Annotated in this window: 18 protein-coding genes and 1 pseudogene; 10 read left to right on the forward strand and 9 right to left on the reverse strand. The window is 68.4% G+C overall.

Features of this window, described 5'->3' with window-relative positions:
• Positions 1–23: 23 nt before the first annotated feature.
• Complete coding sequence (locus tag ACQEXA_RS55505) at positions 24–470, reverse strand: hypothetical protein (protein ID WP_432920790.1); 447 nt, start codon at positions 468–470, stop codon at positions 24–26.
• A gap of 498 nt (positions 471–968) precedes the next feature.
• Here ACQEXA_RS55505 and ACQEXA_RS55510 point away from each other — a divergent pair, with 498 nt between their 5' ends.
• Positions 969–2,189, forward strand: coding sequence for an RNA-guided endonuclease InsQ/TnpB family protein (locus ACQEXA_RS55510; protein WP_433134004.1), 1,221 nt, complete (start codon positions 969–971; stop codon positions 2,187–2,189).
• A gap of 276 nt (positions 2,190–2,465) precedes the next feature.
• On the opposite strand, the gene ACQEXA_RS55515 is transcribed toward ACQEXA_RS55510, so the two are convergent.
• Complete coding sequence (locus ACQEXA_RS55515; protein ID WP_361003542.1) at positions 2,466–3,314, reverse strand: helix-turn-helix transcriptional regulator; 849 nt, start codon at positions 3,312–3,314, stop codon at positions 2,466–2,468.
• 179 nt (positions 3,315–3,493) lie between these two features.
• On the opposite strand from ACQEXA_RS55515, the gene ACQEXA_RS55520 reads away from it, so the two are divergent.
• Both ACQEXA_RS55520 and ACQEXA_RS55525 read left to right on the forward strand, forming a co-directional pair.
• Entirely contained in the window at positions 3,494–4,714 is a 1,221-nt protein-coding gene (locus ACQEXA_RS55520; protein ID WP_433134007.1) for an RNA-guided endonuclease InsQ/TnpB family protein, read from the forward strand.
• Positions 4,715–4,916: 202 nt separating this feature from the next.
• On the forward strand, positions 4,917–5,771 hold the full coding sequence (locus ACQEXA_RS55525) for an NAD-dependent epimerase/dehydratase family protein (RefSeq protein ID WP_432920783.1): 855 nt from the start codon (positions 4,917–4,919) through the stop codon (positions 5,769–5,771).
• Positions 5,772–6,497: 726 nt separating this feature from the next.
• Here the strand turns inward: ACQEXA_RS55525 and ACQEXA_RS55530 are convergent.
• A pseudogene (locus tag ACQEXA_RS55530) lies at positions 6,498–6,677 on the reverse strand (IS110 family transposase); the annotation flags it as partial.
• A gap of 231 nt (positions 6,678–6,908) precedes the next feature.
• A complete protein-coding gene (locus ACQEXA_RS55535; RefSeq protein ID WP_432920780.1) occupies positions 6,909–8,063 on the reverse strand; it encodes a GlxA family transcriptional regulator in 1,155 nt (384 codons plus the stop codon).
• A 32-nt stretch (positions 8,064–8,095) separates the two neighbouring features.
• Between ACQEXA_RS55535 and ACQEXA_RS55540 the strand changes: the two genes are divergently transcribed.
• The gene (locus ACQEXA_RS55540) at positions 8,096–8,926 is read left to right on the forward strand and encodes a dienelactone hydrolase family protein (protein WP_433134009.1); all 831 of its coding nucleotides are present in this window, start codon (positions 8,096–8,098) and stop codon (positions 8,924–8,926) included.
• 1,069 nt (positions 8,927–9,995) lie between these two features.
• On the opposite strand, the gene ACQEXA_RS55545 is transcribed toward ACQEXA_RS55540, so the two are convergent.
• From ACQEXA_RS55545 to ACQEXA_RS55560, 4 genes are all read right to left on the reverse strand, one after another.
• A complete protein-coding gene (locus ACQEXA_RS55545; RefSeq protein WP_432920774.1) occupies positions 9,996–10,928 on the reverse strand; it encodes an IS481 family transposase in 933 nt (310 codons plus the stop codon).
• Between the two features lie 9 nt (positions 10,929–10,937).
• A complete protein-coding gene (locus ACQEXA_RS55550) occupies positions 10,938–11,441 on the reverse strand; it encodes a hypothetical protein (protein ID WP_432920771.1) in 504 nt (167 codons plus the stop codon).
• A 124-nt stretch (positions 11,442–11,565) separates the two neighbouring features.
• The gene (locus ACQEXA_RS55555) at positions 11,566–12,024 is read right to left on the reverse strand and encodes a hypothetical protein (protein WP_432920768.1); all 459 of its coding nucleotides are present in this window, start codon (positions 12,022–12,024) and stop codon (positions 11,566–11,568) included.
• A gap of 95 nt (positions 12,025–12,119) precedes the next feature.
• Positions 12,120–12,956 carry a TrmB family transcriptional regulator gene (locus ACQEXA_RS55560; protein WP_432920762.1) on the reverse strand — a complete coding sequence of 279 codons (837 nt, stop codon included), beginning with the start codon at positions 12,954–12,956 and terminating at the stop codon, positions 12,120–12,122.
• 332 nt (positions 12,957–13,288) lie between these two features.
• Here ACQEXA_RS55560 and ACQEXA_RS55565 point away from each other — a divergent pair, with 332 nt between their 5' ends.
• The 4 genes from ACQEXA_RS55565 to ACQEXA_RS55580 all read left to right on the forward strand — a co-directional run bounded on the left by ACQEXA_RS55565 (position 13,289) and on the right by ACQEXA_RS55580 (position 18,407).
• Complete coding sequence (locus ACQEXA_RS55565; protein WP_433134012.1) at positions 13,289–15,205, forward strand: putative Ig domain-containing protein; 1,917 nt, start codon at positions 13,289–13,291, stop codon at positions 15,203–15,205.
• 108 nt (positions 15,206–15,313) lie between these two features.
• Complete coding sequence (locus ACQEXA_RS55570) at positions 15,314–15,754, forward strand: hypothetical protein (protein WP_432920757.1); 441 nt, start codon at positions 15,314–15,316, stop codon at positions 15,752–15,754.
• Positions 15,755–15,897: 143 nt separating this feature from the next.
• Positions 15,898–16,821, forward strand: coding sequence for an IS5 family transposase (locus tag ACQEXA_RS55575; RefSeq protein WP_432929601.1), 924 nt, complete (start codon positions 15,898–15,900; stop codon positions 16,819–16,821).
• A gap of 146 nt (positions 16,822–16,967) precedes the next feature.
• Positions 16,968–18,407, forward strand: a complete 1,440-nt coding sequence (locus ACQEXA_RS55580; protein WP_433134015.1) for an NF041680 family putative transposase — start codon at positions 16,968–16,970, stop codon at positions 18,405–18,407.
• Positions 18,408–18,472: 65 nt separating this feature from the next.
• Here the strand turns inward: ACQEXA_RS55580 and ACQEXA_RS55585 are convergent, their stop codons facing one another.
• Positions 18,473–19,237, reverse strand: a complete 765-nt coding sequence (locus tag ACQEXA_RS55585; protein ID WP_433134017.1) for a transposase — start codon at positions 19,235–19,237, stop codon at positions 18,473–18,475.
• A 138-nt stretch (positions 19,238–19,375) separates the two neighbouring features.
• Here ACQEXA_RS55585 and ACQEXA_RS55590 point away from each other — a divergent pair, with 138 nt between their 5' ends.
• Together ACQEXA_RS55590 and ACQEXA_RS55595 are read left to right on the forward strand one after the other, a co-directional pair.
• Positions 19,376–21,517: a zinc ribbon domain-containing protein gene (locus ACQEXA_RS55590; RefSeq protein ID WP_433134020.1), complete on the forward strand. Its 2,142-nt coding sequence runs from the start codon at positions 19,376–19,378 to the stop codon at positions 21,515–21,517.
• Between the two features lie 399 nt (positions 21,518–21,916).
• Positions 21,917–24,073, forward strand: coding sequence for an ATP-binding SpoIIE family protein phosphatase (locus tag ACQEXA_RS55595; protein WP_433134023.1), 2,157 nt, complete (start codon positions 21,917–21,919; stop codon positions 24,071–24,073).
• Positions 24,074–24,202: the final 129 nt, after the last annotated feature.

Consider the following 24,202-nt stretch of genomic DNA (forward strand, 5'->3'; position numbering starts at 1 on the left):
TACCGCCTGACGCCAGGGAACGGTCACCGCCGCAGTGCACCACCTCGACGCCCGCCCATGCTGCGGACCCGGATCCTCGGCGACGTGAGCAATGCTTGAAGCTCATCGCTGATGGTGAGCACCAGACGCTCGCCTCCGTCGCGTTCGGCGACGGCGTGCGAGGTCCGAGGCCGTGCCAGGAACTCGTCGAAGTCGACCCCGGTCAAGATCCCCTCGATCGCTCCGAGATCGGTCGTCGAGTCGAACCCCTTGGTGGCCACTGCGTGGAACCCCGTCTCGGCCAGCCGAAGCCGCGACCTGAGGAACTCGCGAAGGCCGTCGCGCCCGTAACGTCGCACGATCTCCGGGACGGACATTGGCAGCTTCGCCCCCACACCATCCGGCCCGCCGGGCAAGTCGATGGTCGTGGCGGCCGACTCGTCCGATACCGCGGAGAAGTAGTCATACATCACACCCACAGGCGAGATCATGCCAGGGAGTGACGCGGCACCCCAGCCTGGTAGCCGCCAAGACTGGCTCCGATGAAAAAGGTCCCTCCAAAGGAGCCGCACCCATCTGAGTTGCTCGGTCCCCGTCGTGCAGGTCGCAGAAAGCGTCGGCGTACTGGAGCCGGTGACAACTGCCGTGCTTTCCGCGCTGGTGGTGACAAGTAGCGTGCTGACTTGGTGACAACTACCTTGCCTCGCCGTGCTGAAACCGCAGGTCAGTGGCCGCCGATGGTGACAACTATCGTGCTTCGGTACAGCCATCGACCGCTGGACAGAAGCGCGATAGGCAGGCTTGTTTTCACCGGGTTCCTCCGAGGATGCCCCGGCTTTCAGGCCGGGGAGGAATCGGTCTCCTGCGGAGCAGGACAGGAAATAGGGGTTTCGCCTCCAGGGCGAAGGACCGTCCACCCGCGACGAGGTGAGCGAGCCGTGGCGATCAAGAGGTCTCAACTGTCAGTCCTCCCGGGTAGGTTCGGTTGCATGACGACAGACGCGAGCACGGAGGGGGCGGGGCATGCCCGGTACTCCTTCCGTGTGCGCCTGTCGGCTACCGCGCGGCGCGCACTTGAAGCGGAGTGGGACCGCTGCCGGTGGCTCTGGAATGAATGCGTGGCCAAGTCCAAGCAGGTCCACCAGCGAGCCAAGGGGTCCGGCGAGAAGCTGACGTGTGGTCCGGCCCAGCTCGACAGGATGCTGACCGAGGCCCGCGGGGTGATGCCGTGGCTGGCTGAGGGTGCCTCGGTGCCGCAGCAGCAGGTGATTGGGGACTTCGCCAAGTCGCGGGCGAAGGCGCTGAAGGACGTCAAGGACGGGCTTGCGCAGCACCGCCGGGCCGGGATGCCCCGCTGGAAGAAGAAGCGGGAGGCCAGGCCGAGCCTGAACTACACGAAGCGGGGTTTCCGTCTGAAGGACGGTCGTCTGCACCTTGCGGGCCAGATTGTGCTGAGCGTGGTGTGGTCGCGGGCTCTTCCGGCCGAGCCGTCGAGTGTGCGCGTGTACCAGGACACGCTCGGGCACTGGTATGTGTCCTTCGTCGCCCCCGCGCGGAGCGAACCGCTTGCCCTCACGGGGCGGGTGCTCGGTGTGGACTGGGGTGTGAAGGAGACGGCCACCACCACGGATGGCGCCTACGATCTCCCGCATGCCGAGCACGGCAAGCGGGCCGCGCAGGGGCTCGCCCGCTACCAGCGGATGATGGCCCGGTGCCGGCGTCCGAAGGGCCGGCCCGCATCCAAGGGCTACCGGAAGGCGCAGGCGCAGGCCGCGAAGCTGCACAAGAAGGTCGCGCGGCAGCGGGAGGACACCGGCCGCAAGTGGGCCAAGTCCGTGATGCGCGGTCATGATGGGGTGGCGGTGGAGGACTTCCGCCCGAAGTTCCTCGCGAAAACCACGATGGCCCGCAAGGCAGCCGATGCCGCCATCGCCGCCACCAAACGCGCTCTGGTCGAGATGGGGCGCAAGCACGCACGGGACGTCCGTCTCGTGCACCCGGCGCACACCACGATGGACTGCGCGCAGTGCGGAGCGAGAACCAAGCACGCACTCCCTCTCTCGATGAGAACCTATGCCTGCACCGTGTGCGGAGCCGTCTCGCCCAGGGACAAGAACTCCGCCCGCGTGATGCTGGTCCGGGCAGGTTGGAACCCGGACGGTGCCGAGGGCGTAAGACCACCTGAGCCGCCGGCTCAGGTGGCGGCCTGAGCCGTGAATCCCCACGCAGCCCTGGAGGGTGGAGAATCCCCTCCCTTCAGGGAGAGGAGCCTTCAATGGCGGGGCGCGGTGTGTTGTCGATCGCCTCGTCCAGCTGCTCGGCGTGGCCGTCGGGCAGGGGCTTGAGTGCTCGGTAGCAGGGGTGGTCGTCTGCCTTCCTGTGCCAGTGGGAGACGTTGTGCCGCTGTCGGCCCCAGATGGCGCGAAGTTCGGGATCGTGGGCGACGTGCGGTGGGCAGGGAGCGAACTCGGAAGGTGCGCACGCGGTCAGGAGCTCGTCGGCGTCAGGTCCTGCAAGCCCACCACCCGCAGCAACTGCAAGCGCTCGTACGACTCTGTGCCCGGGCGCGCCGTGTGGATAACGAGCTGCTGGTTGTGGTCGGAGTTGACGAGGATCTCGCAGTCGAGTTCGAGGATGCCGATCGCAGGGTGCCGGAAGCGTTTCGTGGCGGCGCGGCGTACGGCGACCTCGTGTTCGTCCCAGAGGTAGGCGAACTCCTTGCTTGCGGCGCATAGTTCGGCGACGAGGGAGGCGGGTTCGGGGTCCGTGGGGCGGGCCGAGGCCACCGCTCGCAGGCCGGCGACCTGCTCGCGGGCGCGCTCCGGGCGGTCCTCGGGAGGGAACAGCTCCTGGGCCGCCGGGTCCAGGAAGAAGCGGCGGATCATGTTGCGTTCTCGGGGCGGGCGGGCGAGAGCGTCTCCGCTCAGCGCCCGCGACAGCGCGTTCTGGGCCAGGACCTCGCCGCAGTCGGTCACCACCATCGCCGGGGTGTCGTGCAGCCGGTCCAGCACCAGGAGCAGGCCCGGGCGCACGTGCGTGCTGGTCGCCTCCCGGCGCGGCGGCTCTTCACCGGTGAGGTGGAAGAGGTGGTCGCGTTCGTCCTCCGTCAGGCGCAGGGCGCGGGCCAACGCGGTGAGCATCTGGCGGGACGGGCGCGGGCCCCGGGACTGTTCCAGCCGCGTGTAGTAGTCCACGGACATGCCAGCCAGCTGGGCCACCTCCTCGCGGCGCAGCCCCGGCGTACGGCGGCGGGCGCCGGCCGTGAGACCCACGTCGGAGGGGTCCAGGCGGGCACGAGCGCGGCGCAGGAAGTCGGCGAGTTCGGCTCGGTTCACCGGCTTTCTCCGAGGATGCCCCGGCCTTCAGGCCGGGGAGGAATCGGACTCCTGCGGAGCAGGGCAGGGACAGCCGGATCGCCGTCAGGGCGATCCGGCGTCCACCCCGCACGGCCGTGATGCCGCCCACAACGGTCAAGAACTCTCAACTGTCAGTCCTCCCAGGTAGGTTCGGATGCATGACGACAGAAGCGACCACGAAGGACACCGGGCATGCCCGGTACACCTTCCGTGTACGCCTGTCGAAGACAGCCCGGCGCGCACTCGAAGCCGAGTGGGATCGCTGCCGCTGGATCTGGAACGAATGCGTGGCCAAGTCCCGGCAGGCCCACGCGCAGAGCAGAGCGGGCGGCGAGAAGTTGACGTGTGGTCCGGCGCAGCTGGACAGGATGCTGACCGACGCCCGCGGGGTGACAGCGTGGCTGGCCGAGGGTGCCTCGGTGCCGCAGCAGCAGGTGATCCGGGACTTCGCCAGGTCGAGGGCGAAGGCGCTGAAGGACATCAAGGACGGGCTTGCGCAGCACCGCCGGGCCGGGATGCCCCGCTTCAAGCGCAAGCGTGACAGCCGACCGTCGCTGAACTACACCCGGCGCGGTTTCCGCCTCAAGGAGGGCCGCCTGCACCTTGCGGGCCAGATCGTGCTGAGCGTGGTGTGGTCGCGGGACCTTCCTGCCGACCCGTCGAGTGTGCGCGTGTACCAGGACACGCTCGGACATTGGTACGCCTCCTTCGTCGCCCCGGCCCAGGTCGAGCCGCTTGTGGAGACCGGCCACGTCCTGGGCGTGGACTGGGGTGTGAAGGAGACCGCGACCACCACGGACGACGCCTACGACCTTCCGCATGCCGAACACGGCAAGCGGTCCGCTCAGCGGCTCGCGAAGTACCAGCGGATGATGGCCCGGCGCCGGCGACCGAAAGGACAGCGTGCATCCACCGGCTACCGGAAGGCGCAGGCACAGGCAGCGAAGCTGCACAGGAAGATCGCGCGGCAGCGGGAGGACACCGGCCGCAAGTGGGCCAAGTCCGTCATGCGCGATCATGACGGAGTGGCGGTGGAGGACTTCCGCCCGAAGTTCCTCGCGAAGACCACCATGGCCCGCAAGGCGGCCGACGCGGCCATCGCGGCGACGAAGCGTGCCCTGCTCGAGATGGGCCGCAAGCACGCACGGGACGTCCGTCTCGTGCACCCGGCGCACACCACGATGGACTGCGCAACGTGCGGGGCGAGAACCAAGCACGCACTCCCTCTCTCGATGAGAACGTATGCCTGCACCGTGTGCGGAGCCGTGTCCCCCAGGGACAAGAACTCCGCCCGCGTGATGCTGGTCCGGGCAGGTTGGAACCCGGACGGTGCCGAGGGCGTAAGACCTCCTGGTCCGCTGGACCAAGAGGCGGCCTGAGCCGTGAATCCCCACGCAGCCCTGGAGGGTGGAGAATCCCCTCCCTTCAGGGAGGGGAGCCTTCAACTCTCCAGGGTGCGGGACGCTGGCCGGCTTATCCAGGGACTCCCGATCCCCTGATGAAGAGGTCTCTCCCCGTCGTCCCCGCATCCGCCGAGGCTGGTCATCAACGACAGGCGACACAGTGCGTGAGGAGCACATCATGCTGACCTTGGTGACCGGTACGACGGGACAGGTTGGACGCCGCTTCGTGCCGAGGCTGCTGGTCCAGCGACAGCCGGGCGAGCAGGTGCGGGTCCTGGTGCGGGACGCGGCCCGTGGCGAGCGCTTCGCGGAGCTGGGCGCCCAGGTCGCCGTGGGAGATATGCGCGATGAGGAGACACTCGGCAAGGCGCTCGCCGGCGTGGACGCCGTCGTGAACGTCGCCGCCTCCTTCCGCTGGGTGCCGGACGAGGAGGCGTGGGCCGTCAACCGGGACGCCGCGGTGGCCCTGGGCCGCGCCGCGCAGGCCTCCGGCGTGGAGCGGTTCGTGCAGGTCAGCACTGGCAATGTGTACGGCGTCGGACGGGGCCGCCCGCTGACCGAGGAGGACGAGAGTCGGCCGGGCGGCGCGATGTGGGGCGCCTACCCCGAGTCCAAGGCCGAGGCCGAGCGCGAACTGCTCGCGCTTAAGAGCCTGGACGTACGCATCGGGCGGCTCCCCTTCGTCTACGGCGAGGGCGACCCGCACCTCGCCAACTCCTTGCATTGGGCCGCCCGTTGGGCGCCGCACCAGCGCCTGCAGATGGCCCACCACGCGGACGTCGCCCAGGGCCTGATGCGTCTGCTGTACGCGCCGGGTATCGCCGGCCGGATCTACAACATCGCCGATGATGCTCCCGTCACGACGGTCGAGCTGTACCAGGTCAACGGCGTCGAGGTGCCCGCCGGGGTCCACGAGCTCGCGGACCCCGATCCGTGGTTCGGGATCGTGTCCAACCAGCGGATCCGCCGGGAGCTCGGCTTCCGGCCGATCTACCCGAGCGTCTGGACGGCCCGGGACGCCGGAGCCCTGTGACGGTCACTGCGCCGGGTCAGTCCACCCCTGTGATCCGCGCTGGGCGATCAGCACGGCCGGACGTCGGCGAGGAAGTCGTTGGAGACCACGCTGTAGCCGGACTTGCCGTAGACCTCGTGGGGCGCCCGGTAGGTGTACCGGACGCTCACGTCCATCTGCTGCACCGGCCGCTTACGGGACGGCGGCTTGATGTCCTTGCCCGACCGGTACGACAGGCTCTCGGTGAAGGCGCTGTCACCGCCGGGCTGAACGGCGGTGATCCCGCCCTTGGTGCGGCCGGAGGAAGGGCGCTTGGTGATGGTCTGCGGGGGAGTGTCAGTTGAACTTCGTCATCTGAGCGTCAGTGGCGCAGGCGCGGTGACCTGGTCGTTGGCGCTGACGGGTGATGCTCACCTGTTGCTGACCTGAGTGACGAAAGGCCATGTCATTCTCACGCCGACCGCCACGCTGCGCTGACCCTGGGCATGACAGAACGCCCCCTGCACGACTGTGGTCGTCGTGCAGGGGGCGTTCTGTCATGCGTACTCGCGTCGCGGGCTGAGGCCTATGCCGATGAGCCCGCCGCCCGTCTCATCCGGCTGCGGGTTTGGCGCACCGTCCTTCCGGCAGACGAGCGCGTCCGGGTCCCAGCTCGGCCGACGAGGGTGCTGACGGCCACGCCTCACTTGCCGGCCTCGTAGGCCAGCTGGTTGGTGCCAGGACCAGGTCTCCTCTACACGGGTTGGGAAAGGCCTTTTCCTCGTCGTAGTGCTCGTCGTGTTGGAGAGAGTGGAAGAGCATCCCCGTGAAGCGGTTGAAGAGGTTGCGCTGCGCGGCAATGTGGCGGTCACCTGCCCCTTTGCGGCGGTCATAGTGGGCTCTGGCGCCCGGGGAGGCAGTCAGGGATGCGAAGGCCCAGACGTGGCCGACGGCAGCCAGCCGCTGGGTTCTTGACCCGCTGGGGGTCTTTCCCAGACCAGGGCAGACGTACGGCGGGACCATCCCCGCGCGCGGGCTCGCCCGCCATCGCCCGGATGGGAAACGCGCCCATGCCACATGGCCTCCTACCGGCGGTAGGTGCGATCACCGCCCACGCGGTGTCAGAGAGCTTCCCCATCCCTCACGACCTGACCAACGATCCGTTGACCGGAAAGATGCCTAGACGCCGCCGTCCGGGGCGGACGCCCGGGCCGTGCGGCGGAAAGCGGCCCGGTAGGCGCTCGGGCGATGGCCGGTGTGGCGGGCGAAGAGGGCGGCGAAGGTGCCGGGGTCCTGGTAGCCGACGGCCGTGGCGACGGCGGCGACGGTGCGGTCGGTGGTCTCGAGAAGATGGCGGGCGCGACGGACTCGGGATGCCTGGAGGTGGGCCAGCGGGCTGCGTCCGGTCTCTTCGGCGAAACGGCGCAGCAGCGTGCGGGTGCTGACCCGGAAGGCGTCCGCGAGCGCGGCGAGGTCGTACCGCTCGGCGAGGTTCTGCTCGAGCCGTCGCATGACCCGCTGGGAGAACTCCCGGCCGGGCTGCGGGAGGAGCAGCGGGTCGACGTACGGGGTCTGCGAGGTCCGCGCGTCGTCGACCAGCGCCACCCGGGCCGTGGTCCGGGCCACCCGGGCGCCGTTGTGTCGGCGGATCAGGTCCAGCGCGAAGTCGTACATGGCGCTGAAAGCGGCCGTGGTGGTCACACCCGTGTCGGTGACGACCAGGTGCTCGGGCTGGACGTCGGCGTCCGGGCAGCGCCTGGCCAGTTCGCCGGCGTGCAGCCAGGAGGTGGTGGCCCGGCGCCGCTCGAGGAGCCCGGCCTCGGCGAGCAGGAACGCGCCGACGCAGAGGGAGACGACTGCGGTGCCTGCGGCGGCCTGCGTGCGGATCGCAGCGATCTCGGGGGCGAGCCGGGCGAGGCGCGCGTCGAGGTCAGTGTTCGGGCGCAGTTCGAAGCCGGGGACCACGAGGACGTCGGCCTCGCGCAAGGGACGCACGTCCAGGCTCGCGCCGCCCGAGGCGATCACCCGGCGGCGGGGCGAGACGACCGACACCCGGTAGCGGGGCGCGTCCGGCCCGGCGACATGCCCCGCCATCGTCAACAGGTCCGGGACGCCGAACACTTCGGACGCGAAACAGTCCGGGTACGCCAGGATTCCGACCCGCAGCGCCCCCGGTCCGGCGCCCGGACCCGCACCGTCCTCCGCCTGCCGTGCCGCCTCCGCCATCGTTCCCGCACCCCCTGGTGTCCCCGACCCCGGATCGCCGACCACGTACCGCTCGACGCCCTCGCGTGTGGCGAGATTACCCCTGGCCTTGGCGATCTGGCCCCTCACCCGGCGGCTGGCCCCGGGACCAGGCTGACCCCATGAACGACGACGATCCGATCAACGACTTCACCCGCCGTCGCGTGGCCGTGGAGGGGGTGGAGAAGACGGTGTACGTGGCCGGAGCCGGGCCCGCGGTTGTGGTGCTGCCCGAGATGCCGGGCATCAGCCCCGACGTCCTACGGCTCGCGCGCTGGGTGCGGGACGCGGGCTTCACCGTCCATGTGCCCTCCCTGTTCGGAACGGACGGCGCCTTCCCCACGGTCGACGGCGGCCGGGAGGTCGTCCGCCGCGCCTGCGTCAGCGCGGAGTTCCGCGCCTTCGCCGGGGGCGGCACCAGCCCGGTGACGGTCTGGCTGCGCGGCCTGGCGCGCCAGGCCCACACCGCGTGCGGCGGCCTCGGGGTGGGCGCGATCGGCCTGTGCTTCACCGGCAACTTCGCCCTCACCATGGCCCTGGAGCCGGCGGTGATCGCCCCGGTGGTCAACCACCCGTCGCTGCCGCTCGACGACCCAGGCGGACTCGAACTCGACGCCGCGGACGCCCGCGCGGTACGCGACCGACTCAACCGCGACGGACTCACCGTCCTCGCCTACCGCTTCGAGGGCGACCGCTGGTGCACGGGGCAGCGCTTCGCCGCCTACTGCGCACTGCTCGGCGACGCCTTCGACGGGCGCGTCCTCCCGGACAGTGCCGCCAACCCGGCCCCGCCGCCCTTCTTCGCCGACCTGGTCGGCACCCCGCACAGCGTGGTCACCGCCCATCTCGTCGACGAGGCCGGCCACCCCACGGTCCGGGCCCGCGACGAGATCCTCGCCTTCCTCACCGACCGCCTGCACCCGCACACGAACCGACCGCTGCCCGCCACCTGAGGGCCCTGGTCCACCGGACGGGGGTGCCTTTCCCATCATCAGATCATTGGTCCCGCTGTAAGAGGCGGAGCGGATCCTGACGCCGCGTGGGCGGTGATCGCGCCATTGCTACCGCCCTTGGGTCGGGTTCGTGGCCGGTGGCGGGATCACCGCCAGATCGCGAGGGCGTCGTGTTCAAGTCCCGCATCGACTGCTCTGGAGGGACCTGCCCGCTCGTCCAGACCTTCGCGACCTGACACCCCAGCAGCGCTGCTGGCGTGAAGCTGCGAAGCACCCGGACCCGGCCCAAGAACTCGCAGCCGCTGGCTGCCCCCTGTACCGACCCCGCGGTCTCAGGGTCTGGCTCCATTTCCGTGGATTGAGCACGCTGAGCGATGGCTGACGCTCGCATCGATGCTGCCCGAAGGCCACGCGCCGACGAACACCTGCGCATAGCCGCCCGGATCGGCGGCGGACGCGGCGGAATGCGGGGGATGGAGACCTTGATACGGCCGGTGTTCTGCCGCGGGCAGGTCAACAGGGGTTGGGGTCGTGGTCGGCCCAGACCTTGACCCCAACCATGGGTTAGCCGCGCACGGGCGACAGGTCCTCGCACCCGGCGCACGATCCCCCTGAGCGGCGACGCTCGTGAGATCAGGTGCCGCTCGGTCACAGGCCCTGGACAACGATGCGCAGACGGAAGCCGACCGGGCCGCGACAGACGCCTGCGCAGTGCGCCAAACAGTTCTGCGCAAGACAAGATCAGAAACCCGACGACTGCGCAGCCACCCCCGGCGCAATTCGACTGCGCAGGATCTTCGACCGGTTGCGCAGCCTGTTGCGCGAGGCCCGACTGCGCAAGATGCGGCTGGTGTTGTGCAGCCCGATTGCGCAACGCCCGCTCAGGGCTGCGCAATCGGGCTGCGCAATCGGGCTGCGCAATCGGGCTGCGCAATCGGGCTGCGCAATCGGGCTGCGCAATCGGGCTGCGCAATCGGGCTGCGCAACCGTTGAGCGCCCGGGCTGAAGGTGCGTGGTGGGCCCGACCATGAGCCCGACCATGGCAGCCAGGTGTGCAGCTGACGGACGCTTATGACAGTGGGTCTCGGGCCTTCTGTCGTAGGCGTTCATAGGGGGTCTGGCCGGCGAGGGCGCCGTGGGGGCGATGGTAGTTGTAGTAGTCCTCCCACTCCTGCAGTTTGCTGTTGAACAGGTTGACGTCGTCGATGACCTGGCCTTCTAGGAGGCGGCAGAACTCTTCGGAGTCGATGCGGTGGGATCGCTCGACCTTTCCATTCAGCCGCGGGGTACGGGGCTTGATCCGAACGTGCCCGATGCCCTTGTCGAGCAGGTGCCAGTGGAAGGCCTGACCGAACTCCTGGCCGTTGTCGGTCTGGACCTGCTCGACCGCGAACGGGAGCTTGGCCAGGACATAGTCGATGAACTGGATCGCGGTCTTCTGGTCGTTGCGAGGATAGGCGCGCAGCACCCTCAGGCGGGTGCAGTCGTCGATCGAGGTGTACTGGTAGTAGCGCTTCTTGCGGCCGCTCTGGCCGAGCGGCTCGATGAACTTGACGTCGACCTGCAGCTGGTGGCCGGGCCGCTGCTTCTCGTAGCGCTTCCAGCGAATGGACCGGCGCTTGTAGCGCTGCGAGGCCGGCAGCCGGTTCAGGCCGACCTTCTTCAAGATCCGCCAGACGCCGGACGTGCTGATCGCCACGTCGTGGTACCGCTGCAGATACATCGAGATCTTCGCTGGGCCGAAGTGGTACTGCTGACGCAGCCAGAGGATCTTCTCCACCACATCGGCCGTCGTGGCATGCGGCGTGTGATGGGGAGCGCTGGAGCGGTCCTTGAGGCCGTCCAGGCCCTCGGCTTCGTAGCGTCGGCGCCAGGTGTAGAAGCATTGGCGGCTGATGCCGTAGTAGCGGCAGGTCGCGGCTATGTTGCCGCTCACCTCTTCCGCGTGGCGCAGCACAGCGAGCCGGTGCCGGGCGCGTCTTGCGAGCTCGCGTTCAGTCATGGGGGTCTCCTAGGGACGGGAGACCCACCTGTCAATAACGTCCGTCAGTTTTAGAGCTAGGCCGGGGATGATCGGCGATGCCCACGGAGAGGACGGCGCGCTCGGTGCGATCCGCGCACTCGGGTGGTAGGTGGTGATGCTTCCGTCGTCGCCGCGGCGGTGGATCACCGGATCGTCGCCACTCAGCCTGATCCCGAGAATCAGGGACAGCAGTGCGGTGACCTCCTGGTGGATCGACAGGCCGGTCCAGCCTGAGCTGCCTGAGGCTGGGGGTTCCTCTTTGGGATCGCGGAACCAACTGCCCAGTTCCAGGACCGGGCGCAGCTGGCCCGGTTGGTGGTTAGAGGTGGTATCGAACGAGGTGATCCGGTAGGGGCCGATCGGCTCGCCGTCTACGGTGCCGGTGATCTCTGCGTCGGAGAACAGGTGGTTGGTCCACCCGCGGCATGGATCGTCGCTGTACTGCCACAGCCGGACTGACCAGGCTGATTGGGCGGCACTCGGAGCGCTCATGCAACGGCCCCCAGCGGATAGGAGTTGACGAGACTGCATCGGCTCGCGCCAGACGAGAGGCTAATTCTTCACGCCAGCACCCGGGTTCGAGGCTAAAGGCTGTCCCGCAAATGATCTCTGTCGCTCAAGCTTCGGTGCCTGCGGGCGTCAGGTCAGTCGCCTGCGCAGCCGAGACGGACCGGCGGTTCTCCCGACGCTCCTGTCGGGTGACCACCAGGATCCAGCCGGCGGCCATCAGGGTGCCTGCTGCGCCTGCCACCACGATTAGGCCTTCGGTGGGGATCATGTCGTCGCCGCTCGGATACCTCTGGCCGCACAGCCGTACCGTCTCTGGGTGCACGGTCGAGGCTTCGAGGCACACGGTGGTACCCACCGTGGGGTCCATCAGATTGGCCCCTTGGCCCACCGGCAAGTCCTCGGTGGCGAACCGCTGACCTTCGACTTGGTAGGAGACCCTGAACGTCGTCCCCCCTTTGACCGGCATCACCCGTTCGACGACACCGTGGACCCGCACGGGTGAGGCGTCGATACGGCGGGCGTCCGATATCTCGCCAGCCAGCGAACAGCCTCCCGCCAGTGCCACTCCCAGGGATCCCGCCGCAATCGCAAGTGGCACCCTCGTCCCACGCCCGAACGCACCCCACCGCATGCCGACAGTGTTACACGCGTACCCCCGCCCTAATTACGGGACTTCCCATAGACTCCGCGGGCAGTGTTCGTCGGATCGGCGCGGTCCCAGACGTTCTGGAAAGCCAGTTGCAAGCAGTTGGCGAGCGCCGGGTGTTCGATGTAGAGCGCGGTGGTGGCGCCGGTTCCGGCAACCGGGTCCGGCATGTCACAGAGCACGAGCGAAGCGTCGGCAATGATCAGCTTAAGCGGCAGCTCGGCGATGAATCGCGCCTCCTCCCCGGCTTCGCTGAAACACCGTACGTGCTCCAGTACTTCGGCGTCGTTGAGCGCGTCATGGGTGTAGATGGCTCGGGCCCGGCCGCCTGCCCTGCGCAGTCGGCGCACCGCCGCGATCCCCTCGGTGTTGGCGACCGGGGCAAGGAAGGGCCGTTGGGAGAAGCTCAGCAGTTCACGTCCGGCCTGTTCCTGGATGTCGGCGAATCGTTCGGCGATGGCCTTGGGATCGCGCAGGACCTCGATGTAGTCGAGCGGGTCGGTCTTTGTGCGCCCGTCGGACCAGACGGGCAGCAGGGCAGTGACTAGTGCCGAAGACACTTGCTCGAGCCGCTCGAGGGATTCGCGTTGCAGCGCCATGAGCCGGGCGGTGGCAAGCTCGGGTGCGACCGCGGAGAACGTGGCCACCCGGCCCGGGCGCACGGTGGCGAGGCGACGCCGCACCAGGGCGTCCAATACGTCGTAGACGCGCTGACGGGGCACATCCGCCTCACGTGCCACCTCGGCGGCAGTGTACGACTCGCGCCTGACCAGCGCGAGGTAGATCCGTGCCTCGTAGCGTGCCAGGCCCAGTGCTGTGAGGTCACTGACTGATTCGTCGTCCACGTCCATGGCGTCACACGCTATAGCCGATCCGCTCCGTCTTCCTGGTCGGGGAATGGACGACATCAACTCTGTCTGGATTTACCGCGGTTGGGGCTCCGTCGCATTGCCTAACGAGGCAAAGGCTTTTGCCATTGACTGATGGTCAGTCGGGGCGGGCGCTCAGTAGCATCGCGGGGACCACCACTGACCGGGGTGGCAGCTCACACCGAAGAACGTGCGCCACTTGAGGTCCCGGCGGCAGTTGACCCGTGTCCTGTCAAAGCATGGTTGATTTGTCATGGCCTTGGCAGGAAAGGGATTCCGCCGCAGGGCACCAACTCCCCAGGAAGGGCAGTCGCTTGCGATCACAGAACACAGGCCACACGAGACCCAACCCGCTCCGGCAATTCACCCGCCGCGGGGCCGCCGCGCTGACGTCGGCCGCAGCCCTGATAGCCGGCGGCATGCTGGCCGTCGCACCCCAGGCGGTGGCGTCACAGGCTTCGAGCGGCTCCGTCGCCAACCCCTACAGCCCCGCGTACCAGCACCCGTACCGGCACGGCGCGCTGCCGACCCTCCAGCAGCATGCCAAGATGAAGGCATGGGCGGCCTCCCAGAAGTCCGCGAGCGTCGCGACCGGGCCTCAGACACTGTCCTACGGCGGCGGCGTCGACGGTATCGGTGTCCAGAGCAGCCACTCGAAGGTCTACCTGGTCTTCTACGGCACCCAGTGGGGTACGCAGAGCACCAACGGCAGCGGAGACCTGACCTTCTCCGGCGACTCGGCGGGCGCCGCGCCCGTTGCCCAGGAGATGTTCAAGGACATCGGCACCGGTAACGAGCGCTGGTCGGCTGACCTGACCCAGTGGTGCGACGGTCCAAACGTGACCACCGGCGCGACCAGTTGCCCGGCGAACGCCAACTTCGTCCCCTACCAGAGCGGCGGCGTGCTGGCCGGCACCTGGTACGACAACTCGGGGGCGTCACCCAGTGCCGCCACCGGGCACCAGCTCGGCGTCGAGGCTGTGAAGGCAGCCAGTCACTTCGGCAACACCACGGCTGCGTCGAACCGCGACGCGTACTACGTGATCCTGTCGCCCCACGGCACCAACCCGGACAACTACCAGGGGCAGTACTGCGCGTGGCACGACTGGAACGGTGACACCACGCTGACGGGCGGTGCGGTCACATCGACCGTCGGCGATGTCGCCTTCAGCAACCAGCCGTACAACATGGACTCGGGCGCGGGCTGCGGCGTCGGGTTCGTCAACTCCCCCGGCACCCTCGACGGCTGGACCATGACACTCGGCCACGAATGGCACGAAATGATGTCGGACCAGAACCCGGCCGGGGGCTGGACCAACCACACCGGCAGCTCGTACAACGGCCAGGAGAACTCCGACGAATGCGCCTGGATCGCTCCGGGCCAGACAGGTGGAGCTGCCAACGTCACGATGGGCACCGGCACCTTCGCCGAGCAGGCCAGCTGGTCCAACGACACCAACGCGTGCGCCATTTCGCACGCGATCGTCGGCGGCACCACGGGCAACACGGTCACAGTGAACAACCCCGGCAACCAGAGCGGCACCGTGGGCACCGCCGTGTCCCTGCAGATGACAGGCTCCGACTCCGACACGAGCCAGACCCTCACCTACACGGCGACCGGACTGCCAGCGGGGCTCAGCATCTCCTCCAGCGGCAAGATCACCGGCACCCCAACCACGGCCGGCACCTCCTCCGTCACGGTCACCGCCAAGGACAGCACGAACGCTGCCGGCAGCACCTCGTTCACCTGGACCATCAGCACCACCGGCGGCTGCTCCAGCCCGGGCCAAAAGCTCGGCAACCCCGGCTTCGAGACCGGCACCGCCGCGCCCTGGACGGCCAGCACCGGCGTGATCGACAACTCCGCCGGTGAGCCCGCCCACTCGGGCAGCTGGAAGGCCTGGATGGACGGTTACGGCAGCGCCCACACCGACACCCTGTCCCAGTCGGTGACCATCCCGTCCGGATGCAGCGCCACCTTCTCCTTCTACCTGCACATCGACACCGCCGAGACCACCACGACCACCGCCTACGACAAGCTGACCGTCCAGGTCGGCTCCACCACCCTGGCCACCTACTCCAACCTGAACGCGGCGAGTGGCTATGCACTCAAGTCCTTCAACCTGTCCAGCTACGCCGGTCAGACGGTGACCCTGAAGTTCACCGGCACCGAGGACTCCAGCCTCCAGACCAGCTTCGTGGTCGACGACACCGCCCTCAACGCCTCCTGACACCACCAGGACTCCCTGGGCACAGCACGACACGTTCCGCCCCGGCAGGGAACCACCGCCGGGGCGGAACCGTCTCATCGGCACAAACTGCCTGGAAAGGTCCCGTTCATGGCGCTCCCGCGCACCCACTCTGCACTCCGCTTCGCCGCATGCCTGGCTCTCGCCGCCACCTCGGCCTGCGGCACCGACGCCGCGCAGCCTGCCACGCCGACCACGCCAACGCCCACACACCTCCGGCTGGACGAGCGCGCGAACCACAGCACCGTCTCCGCCACCGTGGGCACCTCGGTGGTGATCACACTGCACAGCACATACTGGTCCGACCTCACCAGCAGAACACCGGATGTCCTGGCCGCCGCCGACACCTCGCGGGTCACACCAGCCCACACGTGTGTCCCAGGCGCCGGCTGCGGCACTGTCGAACTGACCCTGCGCGCCGTCCGGCCCGGCTCAGCAGACATCACAGCCCGCCGCACCAGTTGCGGCGAGGCCCGGCGCTGCGTCGGCGATGAGGGCCGATACAGCGTGACCGTGAAGATCCGTGGATAAACAATGTGGTTCAGGAGCGTCTAAGAGCCCGTGAACAAACTGATCGTTGTCGGCGGGTGGGAATCGGTGAAGTGACGTGAACGACCAGGACCTCTTGGTAGCAACTGCGGTGTCGAAGCCCAGTCGCGCCAAGAGGTCCTGTCATGCCGTTGTACGCCCCTGCCGCCACCGCTGTCACCCCAGACGGGCAAGGTCACTGCCCCTGCCTGGCCTGCCGGTTCGGGCACGGTCGCCGTCATCCGGCCCGGCCCCGCCGCTACACCTCAGACACCACGGATGCGGAGTGGCAGGTCATCGCTTCGGTACTGCCGTGGCCGGCATGGCTGGACGGCAATGGCGGGCGGCCGGAGGAGTACTGCCGTCGGCTGATCGTGGACGCGATCTTCTACGTCGCGGACAACGGCAACAAGTGGCGCAACCTGCCAGGCGACTTCCCGCACTGGCGCACGGTGCACACCATCTTCACCCGGTGGTGGCAGGACGGAAGCGTCGACGCCATCCACAACGACCTGCGTGACGAGGTCCGCCGATCCGAGGGCCGGGACACCGACCCGACCGCCGCGATCATCGACTCGCAGTCGGTACGCGCTGCGGAGACGGTCGGCGCCGACAGCCGCGGGTACGACGCGGGCAAGAAGGTGGCAGGCCGCAAGCGCCACGTGATCGTGGACACGATCGGCTTGCTCCTCGTCGTCATGGTCACCAGCGCGAGCGTGCAGGACCGCGACGGCGCCCGCCCCTCGCTGACGCACCTGCGTGACCTCTTCGAATCAATCAGCCTGGTCTGGGCCGACGGCGGCTACGCCGGGAAACTCGTCACCTGGGCCAAGAAGAAGCTCCAGCTCACGATCGAGATCGTCAAGCGCAACGACGACGTCAAGGGCTTCGTGGTACTGCCACGCAGGTGGGTGGTTGAGCGCACGCTGTCGTGGATCTTCCAGCGCCGCCGCTGCGTACGCGACTACGAACGGTTACCCGAGCACCATGAAGCCATGGTCAAGTGGTCCATGATCATGCTGATGTCCCGGCGCCTGGCGGGCACGAAGGACGCCAAGCACCGGAAATGATCAGTTTGTTCACGGGCTCTAAGCTTGATCTTTAACCTCGGCAAGATCGTTTCTTGTCGGGGTTCTTGATTCGCCGGACAGAGAGCGCGGCCGTCCTTGAGGCTTCGGAGTGTCGAGCAACGAAGCACCAAGAAACGGCCGCTGTGATGAGTGTTCTGGATGACGCCGCCTGCGTCGAGTCGCTGTCCGTGTTGTCCTGCTTCCGTGAGGACTTCCATGCCTGCCTGTCCCGGCGAGCGGATGCACTGTTCGAGCTGACGGATGCGGTTCTGTGTGCCGACGGCCCGGTCACCTCGCTGGTCGACCTGACGCTGGTGGCGGAGCACCAGCGGGGACACGGCGCGATGTACGACGCGCTGAACTGCGGGCGCCTCCAGGTGGAACGTCTGCGCCGGTCGTTGGCGTCCCTGCCGCTACCCAGGGCGGCCGATGGGAGGATCGTGCTGGCGGTCGATGTCTCGCCGTGGCTGCGGCCCGATGCGCCGACCAGCGCGGAGCGGCTGTTCTGTCATGTCTACGGGCGGGCCAAGAGCAACTCGCAGTTCATCCCGGGCTGGCCCTACTCTTTCGTCGCTGCCTTGGAGACCGGACGCACATCCTGGACCGCGCTGCTGGACGCGGTGCGGCTGGGCCCGGCCGACGACGCCACTGCGGTGACCGCCGCCCAGCTCCGCGAAGTTGTCGACCGGATCATCGCTGCAGGGCACTGGAGCGACGGTGACCCGGACATCCTGATTGTGATGGACGCCGGCTACGACGTCACCCGCCTCGCTTTCGTCCTCACGGACCTGCCGGTCGAGCTGGTGGGCCGTCTCCGCTCCGACCGGGTGCTGCTTCGACCCGCACCACCGCACCGTTACAGCCCCAAGGGGGGCCGGCCCCGCAAGCACGGCGGAACCTTCACCCTGGCCAAGTCCGACACCTGGCACGAGCCGGAGGTGGCGACCGTCACCGACACCACCCGCTATGGGAAAGCCGAGGCGATGGCATGGGACCGGATGCATCCCCGGCTCACCCACCGCGGGCCCTGGCTGGACCACGAGGGCGAACTCCCCGTTCTGCATGGCACGTTGATCCGCCTCAGGGTCGAGTACCTGCCCGGTGACCGTGACCCCAAGCCGGTCTGGCTGTGGTCGTCGGTCACCGGTGCGAGCGCTGGACTGGTCGATGTGTTCTGGCAGGCCTTCCTGCGAAGGTTCGATCTTGAACACACCTTCAGGATGATCAAGCAGACGCTCGGCTGGACCCGTCCGAAGGTCCGTGAGCCCGATACGGCGGACCGCTGGACCTGGCTGGTCATCATCGCCCACACGCAGCTCCGGCTCGCCCGCCCACTCGCCGAGGATCTTCGCCGCCCCTGGGAGAAGCCCGCCGAGCCGGGGCGGCTCACGCCCGCGCGGGTGCGGCGGGGGTTTCGGAACCTCCGAGCGAAGACGGCCCGTCCGGCGGCCGCACCCAAACCTTCCCGGCCCGGCCCCGGACGCCCGACCGGCTCGAAGAACCGCCGCCGGGCACCCAACCACGACGTCGGTAAAACCGTGAAACGCGATCTCAGCATCGCGGAACACAAGAACCGTGCAGGTTAAAGATCAAGCTAAGAGATATCCCGTAATGCGGTTCGGTGCGTGCCTCACCACCTCTGGGGCTTCAGTTAGCTGATGTCGATCTTGAGGTTGTGAAGCGCCGCGACGCCGGCGACGGCGTGGTTGATGGCGTCGCCGCGGCGGCGGCATTGCCGCAGGATTTGATGGTCTTTGAGGCGTGCGATGGTGTGTTCGGCTACTGCTCGCCGTTTCCGGAACCGTTTGTAGGTCCGATCTTTGATGATGCGGCCGTCTGGTCCGCGACGTGGTGTTCTGATGTGAGCGCAGCCGCGGTAGCCGGCGTCGCCGGCGAGCCGCGGGTGAGCTGGAAGGGTCCGGCCGAGAGTTTCCCGGAAGACGACGATGTCGTTGCGGTTCCCTGGCCATGCGTCACCGAGTGCGACGATGCGTCTGTCCCGGGCCCGGCAGACGACCTGGACGTTGACGCTGTGCCGGTAGTTCTTGCTTTTCGCGGTGTGGGTGTGGTCGTGGACGGGGATGAGGGTGCTGTCGACGACCCACAGCTCCGGCCGGTCACCCGGGGGCGGCCCCGGGAGTTCCCCGAGGAGCGGTGCGAGAGGGGAAATCACGCGGTGTACGGTGGAGTCGGTTGTTTCGAACAGTGACGCCAACTGCTGCATGGTGAGGTTGGTCCGGTAGGCGAGGACGAGCAGCAGGACCCGGTCGGGGAACGCAAGCGCCCGGTTCCGGCCGTGGTCGGCGTCTGGTCTCCGTTCCCACGGCTGCTCGACGAGGTGCTGCATCTGTGGCCCGGTGAGCCCGGTGAAGGCGCGGAGTTCAACGCTCGTGCAGCGGGCCGGAGTCAGGCGCATAAGGGCACCTTAGAACGCCAAGCATGTCCGTCGCCCAGCCGTTGTCAGTGGGCGTCTGTAGCTTTGGACTTGCTTGCCGGAGCTGCCAAGTTCCGGACAGGGCATCGCCGTTGCCGTAGACAAAGGAGGTGGGATGCCGTGAGTGCAGAGCTGCTCGACCCGGTATCTGCCTCTGACGTGTCTGCCCGCCGGTTCCGTGGGAAGAACAAAGGCAAGCGGTGGACGCGTGGCGAGGGCACCGGGCTCGCGGTAATCCGGCTGCCGCTCGAGGTGAGAGGGCTCGACAGCCGGCATCGGGTGGAGCAGCTGTATTGGGCGATGTGGTCGGTCAAACGCGCGCTACGGCGCGATGCCCGGGCCGCGGTCGACGCGTACTGGGCCGGGGACGTGCGCCGCGATGTCGACGCGAAAGGGTGGCGTGTCGAGCTGGGCCTGTCCCGCGAGGGCATGGAACGCCGCGGGTACCGACACATGGAACGCTCCCGGCATCTGGGCCGGCACGTCACCAAAGCTCTGGTGATGCATCAGGCCGACGAGGTGTGGGAAGGCGTCAGTCGGCACCTGTTCCCCGATGAGTCCGGTCGCCGGTTCGGGCGGCCGAGGACCGGCACCTGGTGGGACTACACCCGCATCCCCGGCCGTGCCCGCTCGCACACCACGGCCCGCAAGTGGGAGACGTTCCCTCTGCACGGCACCCTTGCCGGGCATCTGGACGCCTACCGGCACCGGGACCTCGACCAGGCCATCACCACCCCGGAGCAGGCGGCCGGGCTGGCGCCGACCACGAGTGTTCTCGCGCAGCCGCGGCGCATGCCCCAACCCACCAGGCCCCGCCGAGTGGAGACCGGCGACGTCAGCGCGAAGGGAAAACCAAAAACCCGGGCTGCGACCTGGTGGGACCACACCGGCCCGCTCGCCCTGGTGTTCACCGGCGGCGCCGACTCCCAGCGCGGCGACCTCGTCCTGCCCGTGCGGCTGCCTTCCGGTGCCGGCCGCTGGCCGCGGCTGGTGCACTTCTTGAACAATCCGACGACGTGGCACAAGGTGGACCTGGTCCGCCGCCGAGACGCCTCGTCTCCTGGTGGGTGGGCATACGAGGCGCACCTGATGGTCCTCACCAGCGGATACGCGTCCCCAGCTACCCGGGCCCGGCGGGCTGCCGCAGCCGACCTGAACCGGGTCGGTGGGATCGACGGCAACGTCTCCAACCTGTCCGTCGTCTCCTTCCCAGACACCTTCGACCCCGCAGACGGACAGGTGCACTCGACCAGGGTCGAGCTCACCGACGCCGAGAGGGCCGCACTCGAAAAGGCCCGTCGCAAGGAACGGGGCCGCAAACGTGCCCTCGACCGGTCCCGCCGCGCCACCAACCCAGGCCAGTACGCGCCCTCGAAACGCCGGCAGGCCCGAGCCGCACGACGCAAGACCGCCGGACTCCCGGAACGGCACGTTCACGTTCCGGGCGGCGCGCGGGCGGCGAACAAGGCCGGAGTACCCAAACAGGCAAACCGCAGGGACACCCTCTCGGCCGGCTACCGCCTTGACCGGGCGAAGCTCGCCGAGGCCGCGGCCACTGCGGCCGCCGCGAAAGACCACCGCGCACGGCGAATCGCTGAGCGGATCGTTGCCGATCATGGCGCCAACCTGACCGTCGAGGACTGCGACATCCGCACCTGGTACCGGCTGTGGGGCCGCGCCCTGCAAGCCACCACACCTGGCCGGCTCATCGCCGCGATCGGCAAAGAATGCGAGAAGACCAGCGGCCGCCTGCTGCGCGCGTCGACCTTCACCACGAAGCTGTCCCAGACCTGCCTGTGCGGCGCCCAGGTGCGGAAAAGCCTCGCCGACCGGGTCCACACCTGCACCTCCTGCGGCCTGGTCGCCGACCGCGACATGGTCTCCGCCGCACTCGCCGCGCACGTCCGGGTTCAAAACCCGGACGATCCCAGCACGGCGGGCCTGGACACCGTCCAGGCCCGCACCACACAGATCTTGTTCTCACCAGGGCTGCAAGAAGCCCTGTCGAGTCAACCGCAGCGCGGTGGCCGCCCCAGCAGGGGCCGCACCCACGCGGCAGCCCACGATCCGGGAATCCCCGGCCGGCAGGCCTCTGCTCGACGAAACACCCCCGACCGGCACCGGCCCACCCCGAATGAGACCCGACCCGCGAACCAGCGGCACAAGGACCACGTCGGAACAGCCGCCCACACAGGAAACACCGCAGCCCGCGGCGGTATCCCTGCGCGGGAACTGATCGGGTGGCATCCCAATACGGGATGACTCTTAGCGGGATCAATTCCTCCGGCCGCGGCCGCGGTTGATCCGTCAGGGGAGCTGTCACCGTGGAAGGCGGACGTGGATGGTCTTGCCCCGCACGGGGCCCGGGGTGGTGCAGGTCGTCCGGCTCCCACTCCTGCCGCATCCCGGCCTCCTCATGGTCGTCATGACCTGACCACCGTGACCGAGCAACACGAGCAACAAAACGGAAAGATCGAAAATTCAGCCAAGCACCCCTGATCCGCTACAGAGAGCTACTAGCGGCAGCTGTACGAGAACAGGACCGTGCTGGACGACCTGGCTCAGGGACGGCTCAGACGACGTGATGGCCCAACTGCTCGCACAGGCCCGGAACGAGTGAGAGACGGGCTCTGCACGCCGGTGCGGCGTAACGTCGTTTTTGTGGGCTTCACTGCGGACAGTCTTGTGTCCCGTGCTGCGCGTGAGGTCAGCCTGCGAGCAGACCAGCTGATCCATGATGTGGAGCGGTCCTTGCAGCGTGGGGTTCCTGAGGTGTGGGAAGACCCGGACATCGCCCGCATGACGGCGGAGAATGTCGCCGAGCACGTTCTCGCGGCCTTGGCCGGCCTGGCGGACGGCATCGAGCCGGGCCGGATCGAAACGCCGATGGCCGACGCTGACCGCGCGGGTCGGCTTGCTCGCCACCGGACGCCGCTGAGCGTGATACTGCGGGCCTTCCGGCTCGGGCAGGGTGTCATCGTCGACCGGCTACTCGAAGAGATGCCCCGGCTGACCGACGATGCCGACTTGCTCAGCGCAGCGGCGCGCAAGCTGATCGTGACGATGACCGGTTACGTCGACCGCATGTCGGAGCAGGGCGTGGTGGTCTACCAGGGGGAGCGGGACCGGCGACTGCAGTGGCGGCTGTCGATGGTGATCGAGGCGGGCATGCGCATCGGCACCACGCTGGACATCGCCCGCACCGCGCAAGAACTGGCGGACCTCGCCATCGGGCGTTTCGCTGACCTTGTCACTGTTGATCTGCTCGATTCCGTGCTGCACGGAAACGACACCCCGGTGGAGGGCCCTGTGACGTTGAGGCGGGTCGCCCAGCGGTCGGTGGTGGAGGGCGACCCGGCATCGACGATCCGGCCGCAGCAGCTCCACATCCCTCCGGAGGGTTCGCCACCGGCTCGCGCCCTGATCACCGGTCAGCCCTCCCGGCACGTGGGCCCGGCAGCGCCCCGTGATGTCGTCGGCGGTGACCAACTGGTGGCCCACTCGACGCTGGTGGTGCCCCTGCGGGCGCGGGACTCCACGCTGGGCGTCGCGCAGTTCATTCGGCACCGCAATCCCGACCTCTTCGACGACGAGGACCTGCTTCTTGCCCAGGAGATCGCCGCCAGGGCGGCGGTGGCCGTGGACAACGCCCGCCGCTACACGCACGCGCGTGCCACCGCCCTTACCCTGCAGCGCAGCCTGCTCCCGCAGCACACCGCGGAGCAGTCGGCTGTGGAGATTGCCTACCGCTACCTGCCTGCGGGGGGCCAGGCCGGCGTGGGCGGCGATTGGTACGACGTTATCCCGTTGTCCGGGGCTCGCGTCGCCCTGGTGGTGGGTGACGTGGTCGGACACGGCATCCATGCCGCCGCCACCATGGGGCGGCTGCGGACCGCCGTCCGCACGCTGGCCGACATTGACCTGCCGCCCGACGAACTCCTCACGCACCTGGACGACGTGGTCATCCGTCTGTCGGCCGAAGCCTCCGCAGACCCGACCGTCGAAGCGGCCGGGGACATCGGCGCCACCTGTCTGTACGCCGTCTACGACCCCGTTTCCCGCCAGTGCGCCCTCGCCCGCGCGGGGCACGTGTTGCCGGCCCTGGTGAGCCGGGACGGAACCGCCGACCTCCTCGACCTGCCCCCCGGACCGCCGCTGGGTCTGGGCGGCCTGCCTTTCGAGGCGGCAGAGTTCGACCTACCCGAAGGCAGCCTCCTTGCCCTGTACACCGATGGCCTGATCGAAGCCCGCGACCACGACATCGACGCGGGTGTCGCCCTGCTCCGCCAAGCCCTCGCCCAGCCTGCTGCCTCCCTGCAAGCCACGTGCGACACCGTGCTTGGAGCTTTGCTACCGGCTGATCGACCGCAGGACGATGTCGCCCTGCTCTTGGCCCGCACCCACGCCCTTGGAGCTCGGCAAGTTGCCAGCTGGGACGTGGATGCCGACCCCGTCTCCGTGTCCCGTGCCCGATCGAACGTCGCCCAGCAGTTGCGCAGTTGGGGCCTGGAGGAGCTCGAGTTCACCACCGAACTGACGGTCAGTGAGCTGGTCACCAACGCCATACGCTACGGTCGCCCTCCCATACGGCTGCGCCTGATCCACGACCGTGCCCTTGTGTGCGAGGTCTCCGACACCAGTAGCACTACTCCTCACCTGCGCCGGGCCCGCACCTTCGACGAGGGAGGCCGGGGCCTGCTCCTGGTCGCCCACATCGCCGAGCGCTGGGGAACACGCCACGCCCGACAAGGCAAGACGGTGTGGGCCGAGCTGAGCGAGAAGGCGTCCGTCGGATTCCCGACCTGGGACTTTCTGTAGGTTCCACGATGGTCAAGAACTCTGCAGGAAGTCGGACGCGCACAAGCGATCACGGAGAAGACACGGTCGGAAGCAGCCCGCGAACGGGTGTCAGCGCGCAGGTGAACGTCGTGTCGAGCTCTGAGCGTG

Origin of the sequence: Streptomyces sp. CA-106110 (assembly GCF_050936285.1) — a bacterium.
Taxonomy (GTDB): Bacteria; Actinomycetota; Actinomycetes; order Streptomycetales; family Streptomycetaceae; genus Streptomyces.